The sequence below is a fragment of the Moheibacter stercoris genome (assembly GCF_040545805.1).
GTDB classification, from domain to species: domain Bacteria; phylum Bacteroidota; class Bacteroidia; order Flavobacteriales; family Weeksellaceae; genus Moheibacter; species Moheibacter stercoris.
This window is the reverse complement of the sequence record NZ_JBEPMO010000017.1, coordinates 13637-34914: the sequence shown is the minus strand read 5'-3', so window position 1 is coordinate 34914 and position 21278 is coordinate 13637. Positions and strand designations below refer to the sequence as shown.

At 34.5% G+C, this 21278-nt stretch carries 21 protein-coding genes; 6 read left to right on the top strand and 15 right to left on the bottom strand.

Features of this window, described 5'->3' with window-relative positions; translation table 11 throughout:
- Positions 1 to 70: 70 nt before the first annotated feature.
- Positions 71 to 1102, bottom strand: coding sequence for an LLM class flavin-dependent oxidoreductase (locus ABID46_RS11390; RefSeq protein WP_354510189.1), 1032 nt, complete (start codon positions 1100 to 1102; stop codon positions 71 to 73).
- A gap of 103 nt (positions 1103 to 1205) precedes the next feature.
- A complete protein-coding gene (locus ABID46_RS11385; protein ID WP_354510187.1) occupies positions 1206 to 2954 on the bottom strand; it encodes an AMP-dependent synthetase/ligase in 1749 nt (582 codons plus the stop codon).
- 140 nt (positions 2955 to 3094) lie between these two features.
- Between ABID46_RS11385 and ABID46_RS11380 the strand changes: the two genes are divergently transcribed.
- Both ABID46_RS11380 and ABID46_RS11375 read left to right on the top strand, forming a co-directional pair.
- Positions 3095 to 3838 carry a dienelactone hydrolase family protein gene (locus ABID46_RS11380; protein WP_354510185.1) on the top strand — a complete coding sequence of 248 codons (744 nt, stop codon included), beginning with the start codon at positions 3095 to 3097 and terminating at the stop codon, positions 3836 to 3838.
- A 13-nt stretch (positions 3839 to 3851) separates the two neighbouring features.
- The gene (locus ABID46_RS11375; protein ID WP_354510183.1) at positions 3852 to 4901 is read left to right on the top strand and encodes an NAD(P)-dependent alcohol dehydrogenase; all 1050 of its coding nucleotides are present in this window, start codon (positions 3852 to 3854) and stop codon (positions 4899 to 4901) included.
- Positions 4902 to 4949: 48 nt separating this feature from the next.
- On the opposite strand, the gene ABID46_RS11370 is transcribed toward ABID46_RS11375, so the two are convergent.
- The 8 genes from ABID46_RS11370 to ABID46_RS11335 all read right to left on the bottom strand — a co-directional run bounded on the left by ABID46_RS11370 (position 4950) and on the right by ABID46_RS11335 (position 12630).
- Positions 4950 to 5693, bottom strand: a complete 744-nt coding sequence (locus ABID46_RS11370; protein WP_354510181.1) for a LytR/AlgR family response regulator transcription factor — start codon at positions 5691 to 5693, stop codon at positions 4950 to 4952.
- Between the two features lie 5 nt (positions 5694 to 5698).
- Positions 5699 to 6286 (bottom strand): 2TM domain-containing protein, encoded by a 588-nt coding sequence (locus ABID46_RS11365; protein ID WP_354510179.1) that lies wholly within the window; start codon positions 6284 to 6286, stop codon positions 5699 to 5701.
- A 4-nt stretch (positions 6287 to 6290) separates the two neighbouring features.
- Entirely contained in the window at positions 6291 to 7652 is a 1362-nt protein-coding gene (locus ABID46_RS11360) for a 2TM domain-containing protein (protein WP_354510177.1), read from the bottom strand.
- 20 nt (positions 7653 to 7672) lie between these two features.
- A complete protein-coding gene (locus ABID46_RS11355) occupies positions 7673 to 8314 on the bottom strand; it encodes a tetratricopeptide repeat protein (protein ID WP_354510175.1) in 642 nt (213 codons plus the stop codon).
- Positions 8315 to 8457: 143 nt separating this feature from the next.
- Positions 8458 to 9048 (bottom strand): hypothetical protein, encoded by a 591-nt coding sequence (locus ABID46_RS11350; RefSeq protein ID WP_354510173.1) that lies wholly within the window; start codon positions 9046 to 9048, stop codon positions 8458 to 8460.
- 8 nt (positions 9049 to 9056) lie between these two features.
- Entirely contained in the window at positions 9057 to 9845 is a 789-nt protein-coding gene (locus tag ABID46_RS11345; RefSeq protein WP_354510171.1) for an alpha/beta fold hydrolase, read from the bottom strand.
- A gap of 97 nt (positions 9846 to 9942) precedes the next feature.
- Positions 9943 to 11067, bottom strand: a complete 1125-nt coding sequence (locus ABID46_RS11340) for an MBL fold metallo-hydrolase (RefSeq protein WP_354510169.1) — start codon at positions 11065 to 11067, stop codon at positions 9943 to 9945.
- A 12-nt stretch (positions 11068 to 11079) separates the two neighbouring features.
- Positions 11080 to 12630, bottom strand: coding sequence for a serine hydrolase (locus ABID46_RS11335; protein WP_354510167.1), 1551 nt, complete (start codon positions 12628 to 12630; stop codon positions 11080 to 11082).
- Positions 12631 to 12786: 156 nt separating this feature from the next.
- On the opposite strand from ABID46_RS11335, the gene ABID46_RS11330 reads away from it, so the two are divergent.
- Positions 12787 to 13491: a class I SAM-dependent methyltransferase gene (locus ABID46_RS11330; RefSeq protein ID WP_354510165.1), complete on the top strand. Its 705-nt coding sequence runs from the start codon at positions 12787 to 12789 to the stop codon at positions 13489 to 13491.
- A gap of 10 nt (positions 13492 to 13501) precedes the next feature.
- On the opposite strand, the gene ABID46_RS11325 is transcribed toward ABID46_RS11330, so the two are convergent.
- Complete coding sequence (locus ABID46_RS11325; protein WP_354510163.1) at positions 13502 to 13960, bottom strand: hypothetical protein; 459 nt, start codon at positions 13958 to 13960, stop codon at positions 13502 to 13504.
- Positions 13961 to 14049: 89 nt separating this feature from the next.
- Positions 14050 to 15249, bottom strand: coding sequence for a glycine C-acetyltransferase (gene kbl / locus ABID46_RS11320; RefSeq protein ID WP_354510161.1), 1200 nt, complete (start codon positions 15247 to 15249; stop codon positions 14050 to 14052).
- A 157-nt stretch (positions 15250 to 15406) separates the two neighbouring features.
- Here kbl and ABID46_RS11315 point away from each other — a divergent pair, with 157 nt between their 5' ends.
- From ABID46_RS11315 to ABID46_RS11305, 3 genes are all read left to right on the top strand, one after another.
- The gene (locus ABID46_RS11315) at positions 15407 to 15730 is read left to right on the top strand and encodes a hypothetical protein (RefSeq protein ID WP_354510159.1); all 324 of its coding nucleotides are present in this window, start codon (positions 15407 to 15409) and stop codon (positions 15728 to 15730) included.
- On the top strand, positions 15727 to 16215 hold the full coding sequence (locus tag ABID46_RS11310) for a GNAT family N-acetyltransferase (RefSeq protein WP_354510157.1): 489 nt from the start codon (positions 15727 to 15729) through the stop codon (positions 16213 to 16215). Before ABID46_RS11315 ends, ABID46_RS11310 begins: the two co-directional genes overlap by 4 nt.
- Positions 16216 to 16308: 93 nt before the next feature.
- Positions 16309 to 17769 carry a tetratricopeptide repeat protein gene (locus tag ABID46_RS11305; protein ID WP_354510155.1) on the top strand — a complete coding sequence of 487 codons (1461 nt, stop codon included), beginning with the start codon at positions 16309 to 16311 and terminating at the stop codon, positions 17767 to 17769.
- Between the two features lie 781 nt (positions 17770 to 18550).
- On the opposite strand, the gene ABID46_RS11300 is transcribed toward ABID46_RS11305, so the two are convergent.
- The 3 genes from ABID46_RS11300 to ABID46_RS11290 all read right to left on the bottom strand — a co-directional run bounded on the left by ABID46_RS11300 (position 18551) and on the right by ABID46_RS11290 (position 21233).
- Positions 18551 to 19129, bottom strand: coding sequence for a PhnA domain-containing protein (locus tag ABID46_RS11300; protein WP_354510153.1), 579 nt, complete (start codon positions 19127 to 19129; stop codon positions 18551 to 18553).
- A gap of 80 nt (positions 19130 to 19209) precedes the next feature.
- The gene (locus tag ABID46_RS11295) at positions 19210 to 19977 is read right to left on the bottom strand and encodes a TIGR03915 family putative DNA repair protein (protein ID WP_354510151.1); all 768 of its coding nucleotides are present in this window, start codon (positions 19975 to 19977) and stop codon (positions 19210 to 19212) included.
- A complete protein-coding gene (locus ABID46_RS11290) occupies positions 19974 to 21233 on the bottom strand; it encodes a putative DNA modification/repair radical SAM protein (RefSeq protein WP_354510149.1) in 1260 nt (419 codons plus the stop codon). The genes ABID46_RS11295 and ABID46_RS11290 overlap by 4 nt, the downstream gene beginning before the upstream one ends.
- Positions 21234 to 21278 lie beyond the last annotated feature (45 nt).

Here is a 21278-nt window from a genome sequence, read left to right as displayed (position 1 = left end):
ATACATTTCTGAAAAAAAAATTGACGAAAAAATCAATCTTTCGTCAATTCTAACCATAAAAAATAAAAAACTATTGCTGGATTGCTTTTCTAACTTCTGGTACAACTTGGGTTCCATACAATTCAATTGCTTTCATCATTTCCAAATGAGTTGGACCTCCAATGTCAATATGGGCAATGAATCTAGTCAAACCAAATAATTCAATGGTTTTGATCATTTTTTCTGCAACCTGATGAGAATCTCCCATAAACAAAGCACCTTCTGGACTCATTCCACCTTCAAATTGCATTTTGGTATATGGTTGCCATCCTCTGTCTTTTCCAATTCGGTCCATTTGTGCCGCATAATACGGATAATAATGGCGAATCAAATCTTCATGAGAATCGGTCACAAAGGTGTGCGAATGAACAGCAACTTGCATTTGCGCTGGATCGTGTCCATGAGCTATATATTGTTCTTTGTAGAAATCAATCAACGGTTTGAATTGTCTTGGCATCCCACCAATGATGGCGAAAATAATTGGCAATCCCAATCGAGCTGCACGCATTACAGATTCAGGCGTTCCTCCTACTGCGATCCAAACTGGAATTTTCCTTTCTGGACGCGGATAAATGGTTTGGTTTACAATTGGCGCTCTATATTTCCCTTCCCAATTGATGACTTCGTTTTTATTCAAATGAAGCAACAAATCCAATTTTTCTTCAAATAAAGCATTGTAATCTTTCAAATCATATCCAAACAAAGGATAAGATTCGATGAAACTGCCACGTCCGGCAATGATTTCCGCGCGATTATTGGACAATAAATCCACTGTTGCAAAGTCTTGGTATAATTTTACAGGATCTGTTGAGCTCAAAACCGAAACTCCACTTCCCAATTTTATATTTTTTGTCACGGTTGACAATGCTGCCAAGATGGTTTCTGGTGATGAAACTGCATAATCAGCACGGTGATGTTCTCCAATGGAAAACACATCGATTCCTAATTCGTCGGCCAATTTTACTTGTTCAACGATTTCTTGTAATTTAAGTTTAGGTGATTGAAATTGATTGGTTTGTCTATCAAACGTCAAATCTCCGAACATTCCGATTCCTAATTCCATATCTTTAAGTTTTATACAAATTTACGGCAGTTTCACCTCAGAAATCTTGATGTACGGTAAGTATGGTATTTAGGCAAAATTGAATTGTGATGAGGTTTTCCACTCAATACATCAAATCAATTTCTTTTTCAAATTTCTTTTCGATGACCTTTCGCTTATTTTTAAGGGTTGGCGTCAATTCTCCCGTTTCAATGGTAAATTCATTGGGTAATAATTGAAATCGTTTGATTTGTTCCCAATTCCCGAAATTTTGATTGACTTTTGAAACTACTTTTTCTAAAATATCCAAAACACGAGGATCTTGTATCATCAATTCATTTTTGATATTGGACAGATCCAATTCCTCTTTCAATTTTTCAAAATTTGGAATAATCAATGCTGATGGAAATTTGCGCGATTCTCCAATGACTAAGGATTGTAAAATATAATCAGATTCTGTTAATTTCGATTCTATCTGTTGCGGAACTACATATTTACCGCCTGAGGTTTTGAACATTTCTTTTTTCCGGTCAATAATTTTCAAAAATCGACCATCTACCCATTCGCCAATATCACCCGTATGCAACCATCCATCTTTCAAAACTTCATCCGTCGCCGTCGGATTTTTATAATAGCCCATCATGATATTTTTTCCTTTGGCAAGGATTTCACCGTCTTCAGCTAATTTTATTTCAATACCAACCAATGGTAAACCAACAGTTCCGATTTTCATTCCTCGTTTTAAACAGTTCACTGACAAACAAGGCCCAGCTTCTGTCAAACCATATCCTTCGTAAATTGGAATTCCTGCAGCTAAGAATAATTTCAATAGTCGGGTTTGTAAAGTCGCACTTCCAGAAGCAATTCCTTTGATTTCACCACCAAGCGCCTCTTTCCATTTAGAAAAAATCAACTTTCGCGCTAATTTTAATTGAAATCGATACCAAACTGAAAATTTAGATTCGTCCAAATCATATTGTTCTCCCAATGCAATCGCCCAGAAAAACAATTTTCGTTTCAATCCTGTCAAGGAATGTCCTTTGTCCATAATTTTCTCATACACCTTTTCCAATACGCGTGGAACGGCTGAAAAAATTTGTGGTTTCACATCACGAATATCTTCACCAATCGTTTCCATCGACTGTGCATAGAAAATAGGCAAACCCATTTTGATATAGACGTAATGGAAAACACGTTCATAGGCATGGCAAGTCGGTAAAAACGTCAATGCCTTATCATAAGCCACAACAGGAAATGAATATTCAGAACTGATTACATCTGCCAATAAATTCTCATGCGACAGCATAACTCCTTTGGGATTTCCAGTGGTTCCAGATGTATAAATCAAAGTAGCCAAATCTTTTGTTTGAACTTGGTTCATCAATTGATTCAATTCTTCATCTGAAATTGATTTTCCCAATTCGATCACTTCATTCCAATTGGGAATATGGAAATAGGGATTGAAAGTAAAAACTGAATCTAATGTAGAAACTTTTGATTTCAATATTTCTAATCGATGGTATAAATTGTCTGAACTCACGAAACAGAAATTGATTTCAGCATCGTTCAGAATGAATTCGTAATCTTGATCGGAAATATTCGGATAAATAGCGACGACAACTGCCCCAATTTGCTGAATGGCAAAATCCATTAGATTCCATTCCAATCGATTTTCACTGATCAAACCAACTTTGTCATGAGGTTGAATTCCTAAGGCAATTAATCCTTTGGAAATTTCATTTACTTTTTCAATAAAATCTTTGGTTGAAATCCCTTTCCATTGGTCATTTTCTTTGTAATTATAAATGGAAATTCCGGGTGTTAGTTGTTGCTGAATTCGCAGTAAATCAAATATTCTTTTCGGCTCTGACATCTTTCTCTTACGTAATTCTGCAAAGTTCGGATTTTTTTTATCTAGAAATGGATTTCAGCCAATTAATTATTAATGCTGTTATAAAGAAAACCTTTTCCCTCCAAATCCCTACCTTTGATAGAATCTCAAAATATACAAAAATGAAATATTTCGTATTATTTTTCGCTTTTGCCATGCAATTTTCCTTCTTGGCAGCTCAAAATTTAAAACCGGTTTCCTACCAAGATGGAAAACAAAAACTAAACGGTATGGTTACCGAAAATGCGGGACAAAAACTTCCAGGAGTATTAATTCTACCTGCTTGGAAAGGAATTGACAATGAATCCAAACAAGCAGCATTGGATTTAGAAAAAGAAGGGTACATTGCCTTCATTGCAGATATTTATGGCGAAGGAAATATTCCGACCGATAATCAATCGGCTGCCAAAATTGCCACGCAATACAAAGAAGATTATAAAGCCTATCAGCATCGCATTCAATTGGCTTTGCAAGAATTGATTAAGCAAGGTGCAGACCCTCAAAAAATTGCCGTAATTGGTTATTGTTTTGGTGGAACAGGTGCATTGGAAGTTGCTCGTGCCAATATGCCCGTTCAAGGTGCAGTGAGCATTCACGGTGGTTTGGCAAAATCAGGAAATAGACCCAATGAAAAAATCAACGTCAAAGTTTTGGTGGAACATCCTGCGGAAGACAAATCCGTCAGTAAAGAGGAATTTGACAATTTCATCCTAGAAATGAACGAATCGCAAGCCGATTGGCAAATCATCCAATATGCGCATTGTGGTCATACTTTTACCAATCCTGAATCCAACGATTATAACGAAATAATGGCCAAAAGAGCTTGGAACCATACGCTCTTATTTTTAGAAGAATTATTGAAATAAAGATAAAATTAGAATGAATCAAATAAAAGCATACGGAAGTCATTCGGCTACCGAAGAATTAAAACCATTGGAAATTTCGAGAAGAGAAGTTCTACCCAAAGATGTTCAAATCGAAATTCTTTATTGTGGTGTTTGTCATAGCGATATTCATACCGCGAGAAGCGAATGGGGACCAGCGAAATATCCAGTTGTTCCTGGACACGAAATTGTCGGTCGCGTAACCGCAATTGGTTCCGAAGTTCAAAATTTCAAAGAAGGTGATTTGGTGGGTGTGGGCTGTATCGTCGATTCTTGCCGAACTTGTCCCTCTTGTGGAGAAGGATTGGAACAATATTGCGAAAATGGAATGACCGGAACCTACAACAGTCCCGATAGAATTTCGGGTGGTCATACCTTGGGCGGCTATTCTGAACAAATTGTTGTGGATGAACAATATGTTTTGCGAATTCCAACCAATTTAGATATTTCCAAAGTCGCTCCTCTCCTATGTGCAGGAATTACCACTTGGTCTCCTTTGATGCATTGGAAAGTGAAAAAAGGCCATAAAGTCGGAATCATTGGTTTGGGTGGATTGGGTCATATGGGAATTAAATTTGCTCGAGCATTAGGAGCGCAAGTTGTGATGATTACGACTTCTCCCGAAAAAGGAAAAGATGCCAAATTATTGGGTGCCGACGAAGTTTTATTGTCCACAGATGCTGAAATGATGAAAGCACATGCCAATTCATTCGACTTTTTGCTGAATACAATCCCAGTTGGGCATCAAGTAAATCCGTACATCCAATTATTGAAACGCGACAAAACAATGGTGATGGTTGGTGCGATTGAACCGATTGACCCTTTACATAGCGGATTATTGGTAACCAAAAGACGTAATATTGCGGGTTCACTAATTGGCGGAATTAAAGAAACCCAAGAAATGTTGGATTTTTGTGGAGAGCATAATATTTTACCAGAAGTTGAAATGATCAACATTCAAAATATTAACGAAGCTTGGGATCGTGTTGTAAAAGCCGATATCAAATACCGTTTCGTGATTGACATGCAATCTTTGAAAGATTAATTTTAATTCGATTAGAAAAATATTGAGCTGGATAATTCCAGCTTTTTTTTATTTCTCCAACCAAATTTTAAAATCGTTTACACGCTCGCGACTCACGATCAATTCTTCATCCAGATTTTTGATGAACAGTTGATAGCGACTTCCCGAATGACTCGTGATATTATCGATATGTCGAAGATTCACAATGGCATTTCGACTAATACGGAAAAATTCTTTGGGATTCAATTGGGTTTCCAAATCACCTAAAGTTTGTTCAATCGGATATTCGCGATTCTCGTTCACTAAATAGGTTCCTTTGTTTTTCGAATAAAAACAAGAAATCTGATCGACTTGCAAGGTTTTTAAATTCGCTCCTACTTTGACTAAAAAACGTTCGCGGTATTTGTTGTCAAAATTATTGGTCAGCAAAGATTGCAATTGAAACGCATCCCAAACCACTGGACTTTGCCGTTCCTTAAATTTTCCAATGGCATTGCGAAGATCAGTTTTGTTAATTGGTTTCAGCAAATAATCAATGCTATTGAATTTGAACGCTTTTAAGGCATATTCGTCATAAGCTGTGGTAAAAATAATCGAACTTTTGGGTTGAACTTGTTCAAATATTTCGAAACTGATGCCATCGCTCAATTGGATATCGAGAAAAATCAAATCAGGTTCGGGGTTATTTTGAAACCAATTCACCGATTCTTTCACCGTATTGAGCATTGCCAAAGGTTCGATTCCTTCTTCTTGTAAAAGTTTCACCAAATACCTTGCTGCAGGTTTTTCGTCTTCAATAATGAGGGTTTTCATTGAATTTATTGCTTTAAATTTTCGCGATTTTGACGTTGTCTTTCTATTTCTTTTCGAATTTGTTTTTCGCGCCATTTCCAATTGGCAGTTGTTCCAAAAACGCGTAATCCGTGAAAAAATAAGCCAATTCCCCATCCGAAAATGGTCCAAGTAGCCCAGAAATAATTGCTATGAAACAAACTTAAATACACACAAAATGCATTGACAATCAAATAAACCGTCAAATGAATGTAAAATCCTATTTTTTCTTCGACGACTTTTTTGGCTCGTTCATATTCCCGAACCGAATAATTTTCTTCTGTTTTCATTTCAATTGTATTTGAAATTATGGAATCTTTTAATTCTTTTTGAATTAATTTGGATTTGCGTTTGAACGGTAACATCACCGCCGCAAACCAAATCATACTGCAGGTAAATCCAAAAGTTGGCCAATAGGCCCACGTATAAGCATCATCACGTAAATCCAACCAATTGAGGTAAGCGACCATTACCACATAGGTAAAAAGAATCAAATAAAATTTATGAACTTCTTCCACTGATTTCACCACAGATTCAAATTCTTGTTTTCCAAGTTTATTATTTTCTGCATTCATCGGTTTAGAAATTATTTTTAAATTCTGCACGTTCTCTTTTTCTTCGTTCCAATTCTTTACGGATCATTCGATCTTTCCAAGATTTATTATTAAAAAATCCGAACACTTCAATGGCGTGAAAAGCGACACCCATTCCCCAACCCATCAAGGGCCAATAGGACCAATCATAGCTTCCATCGCGCAAATCCAAAAAGACAAAGAAAATATTGACCACGATATAACTCGCAAAATTCCAATAAAATCCTTCCAAATCTTCGATTCGCTTTTTGGCGTTTAAAATTTCCTCTTCTGTATATTCGTTATCGATTTCCATAGCGATTATTTTTTCTGAAAGTAATGGTAGTTTCACAAGAAATTCGGTTTCTGTTTCTTGAATTTCCACATTTCGATTGGAAAAAGCGCTGTAGCGTTCCTTAATATTTTTGAGACCTTTTCCAGTACTTTCGGTTAATTTGTTTTTCTTTTGTAAATTATTGACAATCAACAATTCATCATCTTTCAATTCCACTCGAACACGCAAAGGTTCATCCGAAGAAATTCGGTTGTGTTTGATCGTATTTTCCAATAATATTTGAAGCGAAAGCGGTACGATTTTCAATTCGGGATTGGCTTCTCCTATAATTTCAAATTCCAATCCGTCTTCATAACGCTTTTGGACCAAATTCATATAGGTTCGACTAAAGTTCAACTCCTCTTCTACCGAAACCAAGGATTTGTCTTTTTGTTCCAAAACATACCGATAAATAGAAGACAATTCGCCTACAAATTCTTGGGCTTTGTCTGGGTTTTCATCGATCAATCCATTCAAGACATTCAAACTATTGAACAAAAAATGCGGACCAATTTGGGATTTCAACGATTCATGTTCGGTTGTGATTTTGACGTATTTTTCCTTTTGTTCCTTAAGTTTATCGGCTTGATAGTTGAGAATAAATCGAATCAAATAAATTGTAAAGGCAATAGAAGCCGAAATCCAAATTAAGCGTTTGATTTGTTCAAATGCTTCCGCTGTAAAAATCCAAAAGATGGCTTCTTCAAAGGTTTTCCCATTGATAACCATATTCAAAACGAACAAAAAACCGCCAATGATGACACTTATCAAACTACTGAAAAACAATCCTAATCCAAATTTCTTCACGTAAGCTTCCCATTTACCGTCGGGAATCCTCATATCCAATTGATGGTAAATAAATCCGTTGGCAGCATACAAAGGAATCGTGTAAAAGCAAGTCCAGCCAAAGTATCGAATGATTTTTTCCCAAGAAGGAATCTCACTTTTATTCACCACAAAGGATGCTAATGAAAATACCGTGAATAGTAGGATGATGAGGAATAAATAGCGAATATGGACTTTTAAACTGGTCATTTTTTCGAAAGAATTTGAAATTATTTCTTACAAGTCGAGTTTAAAATTTCATCTACTTGTTCTTCGCCCCAATTGGGTTCAAAGTTATTCGGTTTTTCAGCTGGAAATAAAGTTTTGGCTTTTTCGATTTGCGGACAATAATCTTTGGGATCTTTTCCCCAAAATTCGGCACCGCCCATATTGTATTGCGCCATCAAATACATCGCACGCGGATTGTTGGGATCTAATTTTAAGGCATCTTCATAATCTTTGATAATCGCACCAGAAAGCGACATACCGTAGGTCATCGGATCCTTGGCTACTTTCACCGTTCGGAACAAAGCACGTAAGGTTAACAATTCGGATTGATTGGGATTTAAAGTTTCCAATTGAGAATACATTCCTTCTAATTCATCGACTTTTTTAATGGCTGGATCTTTCTCCATTCCAAATGCATTAATGGCACGAATGAACATTCCATAATACAAAGGCAACCAATTTTCCTTTTCCACTTTTGCGATTCGATCAAAATGTTGAGCGACTTTTTCAAAATCATCTGACGTTTTGGCTTCATTCATAGAAGTCAAAGCTTTTTCCATTTCGGTTTCATATTTTGATTGTCCTTGTACAGGAATGAAAATACTGGAAACCAATAAGAAAATAACAAAGATTAGTTGATACATAGTTGTAAATTTTATTGTTTGATGAAACAAAATTCGCTCACCAATTAAATGTATCAAAAAACTTTGGGATGAACTGTGGAATTTTTGGGATGAGTTGTTTCTCGCAAGAAAAAAGAGGATAAAAAAAAATAAATGAAGACTAATTAATAGATTTTATTAATCTTAACCAAATAACTAATAATAAGAAATCTCAAATCAGAACTTAGTTCAAAGGACTTTGATTTTAGATTAATATCCGAATTAATATTTTGAAATTCTTCGTAATTTTCTATATCAAAATAATTTACAGTTCTAAAAAATTCAAAATTCTGAATTCTACAAAATATTCTATCTATACTTGAATTTCTTACTGTAACCACATCTCCATTATCTAAAGTAAAAGGATTTAATTTCTCATTTTTTAATTCGATTAAATAAGAATCATTTAGGTTTGGTAGGATATCTATGGTTGTGCCGATTTTTGAAAATTCTTCATTTTTGTAAAATCCTTGAATCCAAACTGAGTCAGAATCAAATTCCACTAAAAAATAGGTTTTGTTTATGGAATCATATGGAAAATATTCGTCCTTATTGTTTGTATTAAAAATTAAAAATGATTTTTCTGTAGTAATCTGCATTGAGTTATTGGTAACCAGTTGAAATTCTTTAAAGAAATCATCCTTTTTATCTTCAGAAAACCTTTTGGCAGAACAACTATAAATTATAATGATAAAACAAAAAATTAATAATCTCATCGAAAAGCCTAGTTTGTAATACGATGTATATACTCAATTACCCTCTGATTGAAAACTTGCGGCTGATCGACATTGACCACGTGACCAGAATTTTCCACCACATACAATTCAGATGTTCTAAAATGTCGTTGCACAATTTTTTGTACACTCGGTAAAAACATATGATCTTCCCTTCCCATTATGTAAAAGGTTGGAATATTTAATTCTTCTTGTCTAAAAATTCGAAGTAAGGGGAAAACATCTGCCGTCAATTTGAACCATTTCAAAAATTCCTTTTGATACAATTTTTTGGCTTCGCGAATGAATAACAATCTCGATTCTTTGTGGGTATTTTTGGGCATAATGACAAATGCCAAAATCTTGTAAAGAAAGATATAAGGAATTACATTTTTAAACATATTCCCTATAAAAATTAATGCTTTCCCTTTGAAATTCAATTTCATCACAGCACCACCCATGACCATTGAAACCATTTTTTCGGGGTGTTTTTGGGCAATTTGACGAATGATGATAGTTCCTAGAGAAATACCAACGAAATGAGATTTTTGAATATTTAAATGATCCAAAACTTCTACCACATCATTGGATATGGAATCAAATGAATAACGTTTCTCAAATAATGATTTCAGATTGGATTTAGATCGTCCATGTCCACGTAAATCAACCAATAAAACATTAAAATGCTTTTTGAACTCTCGAATTTGTTTGAACCATATGGCGGAACTTCCTCCTGCACCGTGGATGAAGGTGATCCATTCTTTTGAAAATTCGTGCTGATAAACGGTGTGTGCTAACAAGAAAAATAATTTTTTAGAGCAATAACAAAAAGCTTTCCAATTCTACAAAAATAGCCTATTTGAAACTTTTTTATCGATTATTTAACAATAGAATTTATCATTTCAAATCTTTCCACCATTTCGTGAAATTTTGGAGAGAGTCATTTAAATTGACCAATTCCCCGATTTTGGGAGTTGCATAGTTTAGATTTTGCTTTTGTGCTTCTTCTGTGAATTTGTCCAAAGGTTCCCACCAAGCGTGTTGCGCCAATTTAAACTTGGAATTATGGACAGGTATTACTTTTTTAGCTTTTAAATCTTTCGCAGCTTGTACGGTTTCATTGGGTAAAAAATGAATGTATTTCCACTTTTCATTGTATTGCCCATTCTCCAAAATTGCCCAATCAAAAGGTCCAAATTCTTCTCCAATCAATTCGAAATATGGATCATATCCGGAATCTCCACCGATGAAAATTTTCATTTCACCCACCTCCAAAACAAACGAAGTCCAAAGCGTTGCATTTCGTTTAAAAGTTCGACCAGAAAAATGTCGCGCTGGAACCGCAGTCAATTTGATGTTATTTTCGAATTCTACAAAATCCTTCCAGTCCAATTCCGTTAAGTTTTCTGGTTTAAAGCCCCAATATTCCAAATGCGCTCCCACACCAAGTGCTGTAATGACTTTCTTGACTTTTGGTTTAAGTTGCAAAATTGTTTCGTAATCCAAATGGTCGTAATGATCGTGGGTAATCAATAAATAATCGATTTCAGGCAAATCTTCTACGGTATACATTTCAGATCCTGCAAAGGATTTATTGGTTCCCGCTACGGGCGAAGCATTTCCACTTAAAACAGGATCAATTAAATACTTCTTTCCATTCAATTGGATGAAATAAGAGGAATGTCCAAACCATACGAAAACATTTTCTTCGGGTTTCAAATTCTTCAAATCGTTTTTTACCGATGGAATCGAGTCAATCGGATTGCTATTAGGAAAAGATTTGAATAAGAAATCATAATATATTTTCCAAACAGAAGTTCCTTCTGCCAAAGCAGGCGTTTCACTTAAATTATGAAATTGCCCATCCCGATAATTTTTGGATTGTTCCATACGTTTCAATCGGTCACCCGAAGGCGATTTACCAAATTTCGGATGTTGCATATAAGCAAATACACCACCAAGAAATAACAACAAGAAAATACCCAATCCTATCAACATCTTCTTCCAAATTTTCTTCTTCATACAAGCAAAAACTTAATCGATTTTCTCAAAATCTAAATCTTGAAAATCATAGCTAAAATCGGTCAAAGGAGAAATCGGTTTCATTTTTAAACCCATGATTTTATTTCCTTCCATTTCTACAAAAACAAAAGCATCTGCATGTAAATAGGCATTGTCCCATTTCACAGCATAGGTATTGTCCTTGTAATAAAACATATCTCCTTGCAATTGACTAGAACGTTTGGACGTAAACCTTAATTGACGATTTTTCTCTGAAATCGTTATTTCACCAAACCAATTGTCTCGATAGGTACCTTGTAATTTTTTGGTTGAAGGATTATCTCTGTGATTTTTCCTTAATTCTACCGTACTCCAAACTTCTTCCGTTATTTTATCAGCTTCTCCTTTTGATTTTGAAATCAATTCATGCAATTCGCTCACCCAATCTTTTTCTGGCAATCCTAAATAATGATCTTTGATGGTATTGGAAATCGAAATAAATGCTACTCCTTCTTGTTGATTGGTCAACACAATGATTCCTAAATTTAATTGAGGATACATCACAATTTGCGTCACGATTCCTTCCAATCCACCCGTATGAGAAACTTCCAATTTGCCAGCAATGTCCTGAAGTTGAAATCCTAAACCATAGGCTCTAAACAACGTATTGTAAGGTGGTCTGGTTGCATAAGGCATCAGGGTTTGTGGTTGAGTCAATTCTTTCATTCTCTTTTCTGAAACCAATTGCTTGCCCTCCTTCGTTTTCCCCAAATCCAATTGAAATTGAACCCATTTTGTCAAATCATCGACGTTGGAATACAATCCAGCGGCAGCATCAAAAATAGGATTGGTATAACGGTCTATTACTTTTAATTTCCCATCAATTGGCACATGCGGAACAATGGCGTTGGATTTATCTTTTAGTAAATTCCAATTGGGAGCAGTACGATTCATTTCCAATGGATTTAAGAAATTTTCTTGGATGAAATCTGTCCAAGACTTTCCCGAAACTCGTTCTATTACAACACCAGCGATGATGTACAACAAATTATCATAATCATATTTGGTACGAAAATCAGACACAGGTTTTAAATGATGTATATTTTGAATGACATCTTGTGGCGTAAAATCATGACCATCGGGCCAAACCATCAAATCACCTGCACCCAATCCTAATCCGCTTCTATGCGTAACCAAATCACGAACGGTGAATTCCTTCGAAACATATTCGTTGTACATTTTGAATTCAGGAATATACTTTTGAACCTTATCGTCCCAATTCATTTTTCCTTGATCGACCAACATGGCAATAGCCGTTGTGGTAAAAGCTTTTGAATTTGAAGCGATACCGAAATTAGTCGAAGAATTCACTTTCTCTCCCGTCATGATGTTTGAAACTCCATAACCTTTTGCCAAAACGACTTTTCCGTCTTTTACGATTCCGACAGCAACTCCTGGAACATTAAAGGTTTCCAAGGTTTTGGCTACTAATTGGTCAACTTTCGTCTCCGAAATATTTTGTGCAAAAACAGTTGAGTATAAGAAAAGAGTTAGAATGAAAAGGAATTTGCAATTTTTTATCATAGGTATGATTCTTATTTTATACAGTGAATAATTCGTAAAAATAACCAATTCTCTTACAACTATTGCTATATCAATCTTTTTTAAATTGAAACAAATATCTATTTAAATTGAAGCAATAAATTCAATTGAAATTTAGATTTCGATTACTTTTACCGAATGAAAGACTTGATGGGAAACGCAATTTGGGATTATTATCATAAAAATAATTCCGAAGATTTACAGACCGAAACATCCATTTCTGAACTAGATGAGCTGCCTGTTGCCTATTTGTTTCGTGAATTTGACGAAATGAACAGTTTGGAAAAGAAAGCTTTGGAATTGTCCAAAGGCAAAGTCTTAGACATTGGTGCTGGAGCTGGTTCCCATAGTTTGTATCTTCAAGATCAGCGTGAACTCGAAGTTACTGCGCTCGATATTTCACCAAAAGCCATTGAAATTTGTCAAGTACGAGGAATTTCCAAATCTTCTTGTGAATCTATTTTGACACACAAAGGTGAAACCTATGATACCTTATTGCTATTGATGAATGGAACCGGTATTTTTGAAACTTTGGATAAAATTGATTCCTATCTTCAACATTTAAAATCTTTGATGAATCCAAATGGACAAATCTTAATCGACGGAACTGACATTCTCTATATGTACGAGGAAGAAGATGGTAGTTACTGCATTCCAGCCGATGAATATTACGGCGAATTGGATTATATTTTACATTATAAAGGCGAGCAAGAAGATCCCATCAAATGGCTGTATTTGGATTTTGATACGCTTGCAAATGCCGCTGAAAATAATGGTCTTGACATCGAATTAATTGTCCAGGATGGAGATTCCTATTTAGCTAAATTGCAAAGGAAAATTTAGATTTATCTATTTATTTTATTTGCATTATTAAATTAAGTTGATTTTGAATTTTATGTTTTTCTATTAAGCTTTCTTCAATTGTTGTTTCAATCTTCTTTTTTCTCCAAAAAGGATGAATTAAAATAGTTGATTTACCTAATATTTTAGTTGTTGAATCTGGGAATTCTATTTCGACTATTGATTTATAAACATAGTTTCCTTTTATATAATTTGTTGTTTTAATTCTGTTGGTTAATAAATCAGCTATTAAATTAATTCCATTATCTAATTTATTAAAATCATCACTAAAATGTGTATGATTTACACCATATCCAACTATCAATTCATTAGTATCTTTCATTAACCAAAAGGGCGAACCTTGAATTTCTAAAAATTCATCTTCATCTTCAATTTTTGCGATTAATTTTTCAGCAAAATTATCTTTTAGAAGTTTTTTAAATTCATTAAATATCCCTTTATGTCTTTGCATTAAATGAATATATATAATATATAATTCAAAAAAAAACCTTGTCAATTAAAATTAACAAGGTCTACTATTTTAAAATTATTTAGTTCTAATTATGAAATCACTCCAAGCTCTTTACCAACTTTGGTAAATGCAGCAATGGCTTTATCCAAATGTTCACGGGTATGTGCTGCAGACAATTGTACTCTGATACGGGCTTTGTCGCGTGGTACCACAGGGAAAAAGAATCCAATTACATAAATTCCTTCATTCAATAATTGATCGGCCATTTGTTGAGATAATTTGGCATCGTACAACATAACAGGGACAATCGCCGCATCTCCATCTGGAATATCAAAACCAGCGGCTTTCATTTGAGTTCTGAAATATTCCGCATTTTCCATTACTTTATCACGCAACGAAGTATTTTCTTCCAACAAATCAAAAACTTTCAACGCAGCACCCACGATTCCAGGCGCCAAAGAATTTGAAAACAAATAGGGACGAGATTTTTGACGAAGCATTTCGATGACTTCTTTTTTACCTGAAGTAAATCCTCCCATTGCTCCACCTAAAGCTTTCCCTAAAGTCGATGTGATGATATCTACTCTTCCCATTACATCATTGTGTTCGTGGGTTCCGCGACCTGTTTTCCCAATGAAACCTGTTGCGTGAGAATCATCCACCATGACCAATGCCCCATATTTTTCTGCTAAATCACATACTCCTTGAAGATTTGCTACAATACCATCCATGGAGAAAACACCATCGGTTACAATAATCGTAAAACGGTGATTTTTCGAAGCAGCATCTTTTAATTGCGCTTCCAAATCTTCCATATTGTTGTTTCTGTATCGGTAACGAGCAGCTTTACACAAACGAACACCATCAATAATGGAAGCGTGATTCAATTCGTCTGAAATAATGGCATCTTCTTCTGTAAATAAGGGTTCAAAAACACCACCATTTGCATCAAAAGCTGCAGCGTATAAAATGGTGTCTTCCATTCCCAAAAATTTTGAAATTCTTGCTTCCAATTCTTTGTGAATATCTTGCGTTCCACAAATAAATCGAACTGATGACATTCCGTACCCACGATTGTTCAACATGGCTTGAGATGCAGCAATAATTTCGGGATTATCTGATAAACCTAAATAATTATTGGCACAAAAATTTAATAATTTACTTCCGTTTTCAAGCGTTATTTCAGCTGCCTGCGCAGAAGCAATAATTCGTTCACGTTTAAATAATCCTTGATTTTGTAAATCTTCTAGTTGATTGGCTAGATGTTGTTCAAATGTTTGGCTATACATGATGCTATTTTCAATTATATTTTTAAATCCAATTTTAATCTATTCAACAAATATAAAGGATGAATTTGACAATTGAATGATGATATGAATTGAAAATTAGAATGGTTAATTTGAATAGTATTTTTATTTAAGTATTTTCGTTCCTAAATCTATTTTTATGCTTGTTTTATTCATTTTCGCCTTTATGTATTATCGAATTGCAGAACAGAACGATAAAAACAAATGGTTATGGGCAGCTGTTGGAGGGTTGGGGTATGCAACCATTCAATTCGCATTTTCCATTTTTCATGCTCTATTATTCGAAATGGGAATTTTTAACATAGGCAATCCAATCTTAATTACATTTATAATTATTGGAATCTCGGGAGGAATTATGTATTTTATCTACACACGATTGAGAAGGAAATGGGAAAGTGAAGACAATAGGTTTTCAACTGATTCTATTAATGAAATTGGTTCACAACAAAATAATCAACTTTGATACAAATACAAAATCTTACCAAACCTGACATCCCTATTGTTCAAAATTTAGCCAAAGAAATTTGGAATGAACATTATCGGAAAATCCTTTCTCAGGAACAAATCGATTATATGTTGGATTTGTTTTATTCAACCGAAAAAATTCATCAAGAAATTTCTGATGGTTATTCTTGGGAAATGGTATTTTACAATAGTTTACCCGTCGGATTTATGAGTTTAAAATATGAATTCGAAAAAGTACATTTATCCAAAATTTATCTTCATTCAGATGTACGCGGAAAAGGTTTAGGGAAAGAGCTTATCCAACATGCGATTGAATTAGCCCAAGAAAAAAACTATTTTGCAATCTACTTAAATGTCAACAAATACAATACAGACTCCATTGAATTTTACAAACAATTGGGGTTTCAGATTATTGAAGAAGGAGTTTTTGACATTGGGAATGGCTATGTGATGGATGATTACATCATGGAAAAAAATATTTAAAAATTAAATAGAAATTTTTTAGAAAGATTTTTGCAATTTTACTGCCTGACAAACAGTTAGAAATGTTTTCAATTGGAAATCTTAAATAAAAATATGCAGTTAGTCAATTTCCCGAATAAACTCAAAATTCGATTTATTCTATTATTCCTATTGATTGTGAATTTTGGAAACGCGCAAAATCGAATTCTGGAGATTGACCAACTTACTGTAAAAGCTGCTGAGGAAAATTACAAATACAATTATTCCAAAAGCGTTGAATTTGCATTAAAAGCCTATCAATTATCTTTAAAAAAATCCTATCCAATTGGATTAGTTGAAAGCCAATATGAATTAGCGTATGCCCATTATGGTATGGGAAAATATGGTGAAGGTTTGGAGTTTTTAAATAACATTACCCAAACCAACAATTCAACACTTGAAAAAAATGATCAACTTTACCTTAAGTTCACAGAATTAAAAGGAAAAATCCTATTGTGGATTGGGTTCAAAGAAAAATCTAAAGATGAATTTCTCCAATTTCTTAAACTGAGTTCTTATATAGAAGATGAAAATTTACGCAACCACAAAGAATTAAAAGCTTATTCACTTTTGGGAATAAATGTCGAGGACGATAGTACTAAATATTATTCATTAAAAGCAATTTCCTATCAAAAGAAAATCAAAGATTCCAAAGAATTCATTCTACCTTATGTGAATCTGGCAAGGTACTATTTAAAACGTGAAAATAATTTAGATTCGGCGACCTATTTTAACCAGTTAGCTAGTAAAATTGCAATAGAAACCAATTCAAGATATTTATTTTTAACAAGCCTACAAGATGCCGAATTGGAGTACCAAAAGGGGAATTTCGATAAGGCTCAAATCAAAGCGAAATCCGCATTGAGATTGGCAAAAGAACAAAACCGAGGTTTGGAAATTTTAGAAGCTTACCAACTGATATCTGATAATTACGCTCAACAGAATTTATACAAAGAACAAAGCTTTTATTTGAAAAAGTATATTGAAGTAAATGATAGTATAAGAAATGACTTAAGATCTGACTTATTCAGTGAAATAGTGTCGATGGAAACTGAAATTATAAATCAACAGAGAAAAACACAAAAAATATTCACTGTTATGATGATTGCTTTTCTAATTTTAATAGTCTGTCTAGCTTTTTTAGGTTATAGAAGTTTAAAGCATAAACGAAAAGCAAAAAGAAACAAGGAGATTATACTTACCAAAGATATCGAAGTAAAAAATCTACAATTAAAACTTGAAAAGGATCATGAAGTAGACCTTTTGGACATTGCGCAAAACAATCCTAAAGAATTTCCAGCAAGATTTTCAGAGATTCATAAAGAATTTATAGATAAATTATTGAAAATTGAACCTAATTTGGTCGCATCTGAGATTACTTTTTGTGCCTATTTAAAATTAAAATTTTCCACAAAGGATATTGCCAATATCATGTATGTGACCCCTAAGGCAATTCAAAATAGAAAGAATAGAATTCGCAAAAAGCTGAATATACCGTCAGAAGAAGACATCTATGTATGGTTCAACAAGTTATAAATCATTTACCACAACCTACCACATACCTACCATATGCCTTTATATGGGAGGAAAAAGTTTGGTAACTACTTGATTTTGAGAATACATTTGCGAAATAAAATTTGAAAAACGGATTTTAAAGTAATCAAATTTGTTTTTTGAGATTTTCCTAGGAAATATCAAATTTAACCAGAAGAAGTTTTTATTTCCAATCATAAATTAAAAATTCTAAATCTTTTTAAAATAGAATTTGATTTAATAAATGTTATTCGAAATTGAAAAGAAGCTGGTAGTAAAATGAAAGTTAAAAATTTAAAAAATATAGTTGGTTAGGAATCAGGAATGAAAGTTATTAGTTAAAAACTAAGCTTTGAAGCAAGCAGTAACCTAGAACGGTTTAGGGAAGAATTAGGGTTATTGAAATGTAGTAGTAGCAGAAATAACAGAAGTGAAAATGAAGGAGATAGTAAATAGACACGTTTCAGTTCTTGGGATAAATGCTTGCTTCAGTTCCTGAAATATCAAATAATGTAGATTAATGATAACCAAAATAAAACAATTAGTTAGTCATCTCATGTGTTTTATTATATACTAGGGGTTTTTCATGCAAACCCAATTTTCAAGAAGAAGTTCTATCTAGTGGGCTTCTTTTTTTTGTATAATCAATTCAGCTATTAAAATTGAATAAAAAAAAGGTCAAATTACGAATAACAAGACCTTTATCAGAAGTTAATTATTGTTTTAAATAGATCATTTAAACCAACCTAAACGAATATCTTATATCGTATATCCAATTTCAATATTACTTCTTCACAAACTTCGTCAAAATCACAATCGACTGACCTTCTACTTTCCCTTCGATTTGTTCCACATTATCGTGCACCAAACGAATGTTACGAACCGCCGTACCGATTTTTGCTGTCAAAGAAGATCCTTTCACATCCAAATCCTTGATTAAGGTCACCGTATCACCGTTTTGAAGAATATTCCCATTGGAATCTTTGTGCAATTGAACCGAACCATCGCCCATATGATCGCCAGAAGCCTTCGCCCATTCCAACATTTCATCTTCCATATACATCATATCCAAAGCATCTGCTGCCCAAGATTCATTTCGAAAACGATTCAACATACGCCAAGAAACCACTTGTACACCTGGAACTTCGCTCCACATAGAAGTTGGCAAAATTCTTTCCCAATATCCCGCATCGGGTTCTTCTCTTTTTTCGATTTGAGCCAAAACTTTATCGGATACCAAAATGGTTCTTTCGGGCTCGTTTCCAGAAGTAGGTTGAACTTCGTAAAAATTAAGATTACCTGTTTCGCCGCTGATTTCACATACTCCGCCGCTTCTTTCCTTTACAATGTTGTCTAATTTCATTTCTAATTTGTTTTGCGAATTTCGAATAACGAATTTCGAATTCCCGCAAATTTAAGATTTAAAATGAAATTAGTACAAGGCTATTTTTCATTTAAATAACGCCAATACCGTTTCGGAACGTGCTGTAAATGAAGTTTCGTATTTTTCCGTTCTTGAATATTCGTCGTTTTGAAATAATCCTTCCACAATAAATCATACAATTCCTCTTTTTCATCGTTCAATTGCAAAGCAGGAAGTTGTGTATCGACCGAAGTTTTGAATTCATTGAACGTCAAGGTAACCGACTGAACCGAATTCAAATCATAGAAAATTCCATACTTGCGACGTTCATCATAAATCAACCAAGTTTGGTCAGCATATCGATCTTTGAAATGTTTTTGAATCAAAGGAATCACATTAAAATCAGGCGAAATGATTGCATAAAACAATCCATCTGCGGCTTTTTTAAAGCGAATGAAGGCTTTCATACGATGTCTTTCTCTACTTACCGATTTGGCCATTTGCGAAATCGCCAAAACATCGGGATCAGCGAAATTCTTGGCATATTTTCCTCCGTGAATGAAAACTTTTCGCGCCAGATGAAACAAATGCTGAAAGATATCGGGCTTTTCCGATAAATAAGACGAATAGAATTTCGATTTATCTTCCGGATTCACCTTTTCTACAAAGGCTTTCCAAACGCGATCCGCTTTTTCTTCCTCAGAATGAATTTCTTTGGTCGGAAGAAATATGGAAGGCTGATAAAACCGTTCCGAAACTACTTGAACCTGATGTTCTTTGGCCGAAAATGATTCAAACACACAACACAATAAACCCGTGAAACTTCCGTCAAATTTGTACAAAATCATACCGCAAAAAGATTCAATTGTTGAGGATCTGTCTTCAAATATTTGGATTGACTTTCACTTAAAATAAGATGCTTTATCTGATTGGTTTCCAGATCTTTTGATGGAATTGGAGAGTCGTTACAAACCAAAAAATATTTCGCTCGATTGTACGCAATTCCCAATTTTTTCAATTGATAAATATGAATTCGTCCAAATCGTCTTGCTTGAATAATTTTCTTGGCGGACTTCACTCCTACGCCCGGAATTCGCAAAATCATTTCGTAATCAGCCGTATTGATATCCACCGGAAAAAAATGCGGATTTCGAAGCGCCCAACTCAATTTCGGATCGACTTGTGTATCCAAATTCGGATGCGTATCGTTCAAGATTTCCTGAATTTCAAATCCATAAAAACGCAACAACCAATCGGTTTGATACAAACGATTTTCACGCATCAAAGGTGGTTGCGACCCCATCATCGGCATATTGGCATCATCCCGAACCGGAATATAACCCGAATAATAAACCCGTTTCAGATTGAAATTTTTGTAATAGGCATCGGCTGTATACATAATTTCCTTGTCGGATTCGGGTGTTGCGCCAACAACCATCTGCGTACTTTGTCCAGCAGGAACAAATTTTGGCGTGGATTTGATGATTTTTCGTTCGTTTTTGAATTGAATCAATTTATCCTTTACAATACCCAATCCTTCCTGAACTTCTTTGTGGGATTTTTCAGGTGCAACCAATTTCAAGCCCATTTCGGTTGGCATTTCCAAATTGATACTCAAACGATCGGCGTACAAACCTGCTTCGTATAACAATTCCTCAGATGCTCCCGGAATCGATTTCAAATGAATGTATCCATTGAAATTATGTTCCAAACGAAGTTTCTTCGCCACTTTCACCATTCGTTCCATCGTGAAATCAGCATTTTTGAAAATTCCGGAACTTAGAAACAAACCTTCAATGTAGTTGCGTCGGTAAAATTCGATTGTCAATTCCACGACTTCATCCACCGTAAACGCAGCACGCTGAACATCATTGGAACGACGAGAAACACAATAGGCACAATCGTAAATGCAGAAATTGGTCAACAAGATTTTGAGCAAAGACACACATCGACCATCCTCTGTGTAGGTATGACAAATCCCATTTCCCGTATCCCCCAAACCTTTGTTGGTGTTTTTACGATTGCTTCCGCTTGATGAACAAGAAACGTCATACTTGGCAGCATCGGCCAAAATGGTCAATTTCTCTCGAATCCTATCCCACATTTTCGCTTAATTTTGCTCAAAATTAAGTACCGAAAACGACAATAT

Bases quoted from the DNA above. Each gene is read 5' to 3' on its own strand.
- ABID46_RS11390 (WP_354510189.1), bottom strand. From the start codon at position 1,102: ATGGAATTAGGAATCGGAATGTTCGGAGATTTGACGTTTGATAGACAA.
- ABID46_RS11385 (WP_354510187.1), bottom strand. From the start codon at position 2,954: ATGTCAGAGCCGAAAAGAATATTTGATTTACTGCGAATTCAGCAACAA.
- ABID46_RS11380 (WP_354510185.1), top strand. From the start codon at position 3,095: ATGAAATATTTCGTATTATTTTTCGCTTTTGCCATGCAATTTTCCTTC.
- ABID46_RS11375 (WP_354510183.1), top strand. From the start codon at position 3,852: ATGAATCAAATAAAAGCATACGGAAGTCATTCGGCTACCGAAGAATTA.
- ABID46_RS11370 (WP_354510181.1), bottom strand. From the start codon at position 5,693: ATGAAAACCCTCATTATTGAAGACGAAAAACCTGCAGCAAGGTATTTG.
- ABID46_RS11365 (WP_354510179.1), bottom strand. From the start codon at position 6,286: ATGAATGCAGAAAATAATAAACTTGGAAAACAAGAATTTGAATCTGTG.
- ABID46_RS11360 (WP_354510177.1), bottom strand. From the start codon at position 7,652: ATGACCAGTTTAAAAGTCCATATTCGCTATTTATTCCTCATCATCCTA.
- ABID46_RS11355 (WP_354510175.1), bottom strand. From the start codon at position 8,314: ATGTATCAACTAATCTTTGTTATTTTCTTATTGGTTTCCAGTATTTTC.
- ABID46_RS11350 (WP_354510173.1), bottom strand. From the start codon at position 9,048: ATGAGATTATTAATTTTTTGTTTTATCATTATAATTTATAGTTGTTCT.
- ABID46_RS11340 (WP_354510169.1), bottom strand. From the start codon at position 11,067: ATGAAGAAGAAAATTTGGAAGAAGATGTTGATAGGATTGGGTATTTTC.
- ABID46_RS11335 (WP_354510167.1), bottom strand. From the start codon at position 12,630: ATGATAAAAAATTGCAAATTCCTTTTCATTCTAACTCTTTTCTTATAC.
- ABID46_RS11330 (WP_354510165.1), top strand. From the start codon at position 12,787: ATGAAAGACTTGATGGGAAACGCAATTTGGGATTATTATCATAAAAAT.
- ABID46_RS11325 (WP_354510163.1), bottom strand. From the start codon at position 13,960: ATGCAAAGACATAAAGGGATATTTAATGAATTTAAAAAACTTCTAAAA.
- kbl (WP_354510161.1), bottom strand. From the start codon at position 15,249: ATGTATAGCCAAACATTTGAACAACATCTAGCCAATCAACTAGAAGAT.
- ABID46_RS11315 (WP_354510159.1), top strand. From the start codon at position 15,407: ATGCTTGTTTTATTCATTTTCGCCTTTATGTATTATCGAATTGCAGAA.
- ABID46_RS11305 (WP_354510155.1), top strand. From the start codon at position 16,309: ATGCAGTTAGTCAATTTCCCGAATAAACTCAAAATTCGATTTATTCTA.
- ABID46_RS11300 (WP_354510153.1), bottom strand. From the start codon at position 19,129: ATGAAATTAGACAACATTGTAAAGGAAAGAAGCGGCGGAGTATGTGAA.
- ABID46_RS11295 (WP_354510151.1), bottom strand. From the start codon at position 19,977: ATGATTTTGTACAAATTTGACGGAAGTTTCACGGGTTTATTGTGTTGT.
- ABID46_RS11290 (WP_354510149.1), bottom strand. From the start codon at position 21,233: ATGTGGGATAGGATTCGAGAGAAATTGACCATTTTGGCCGATGCTGCC.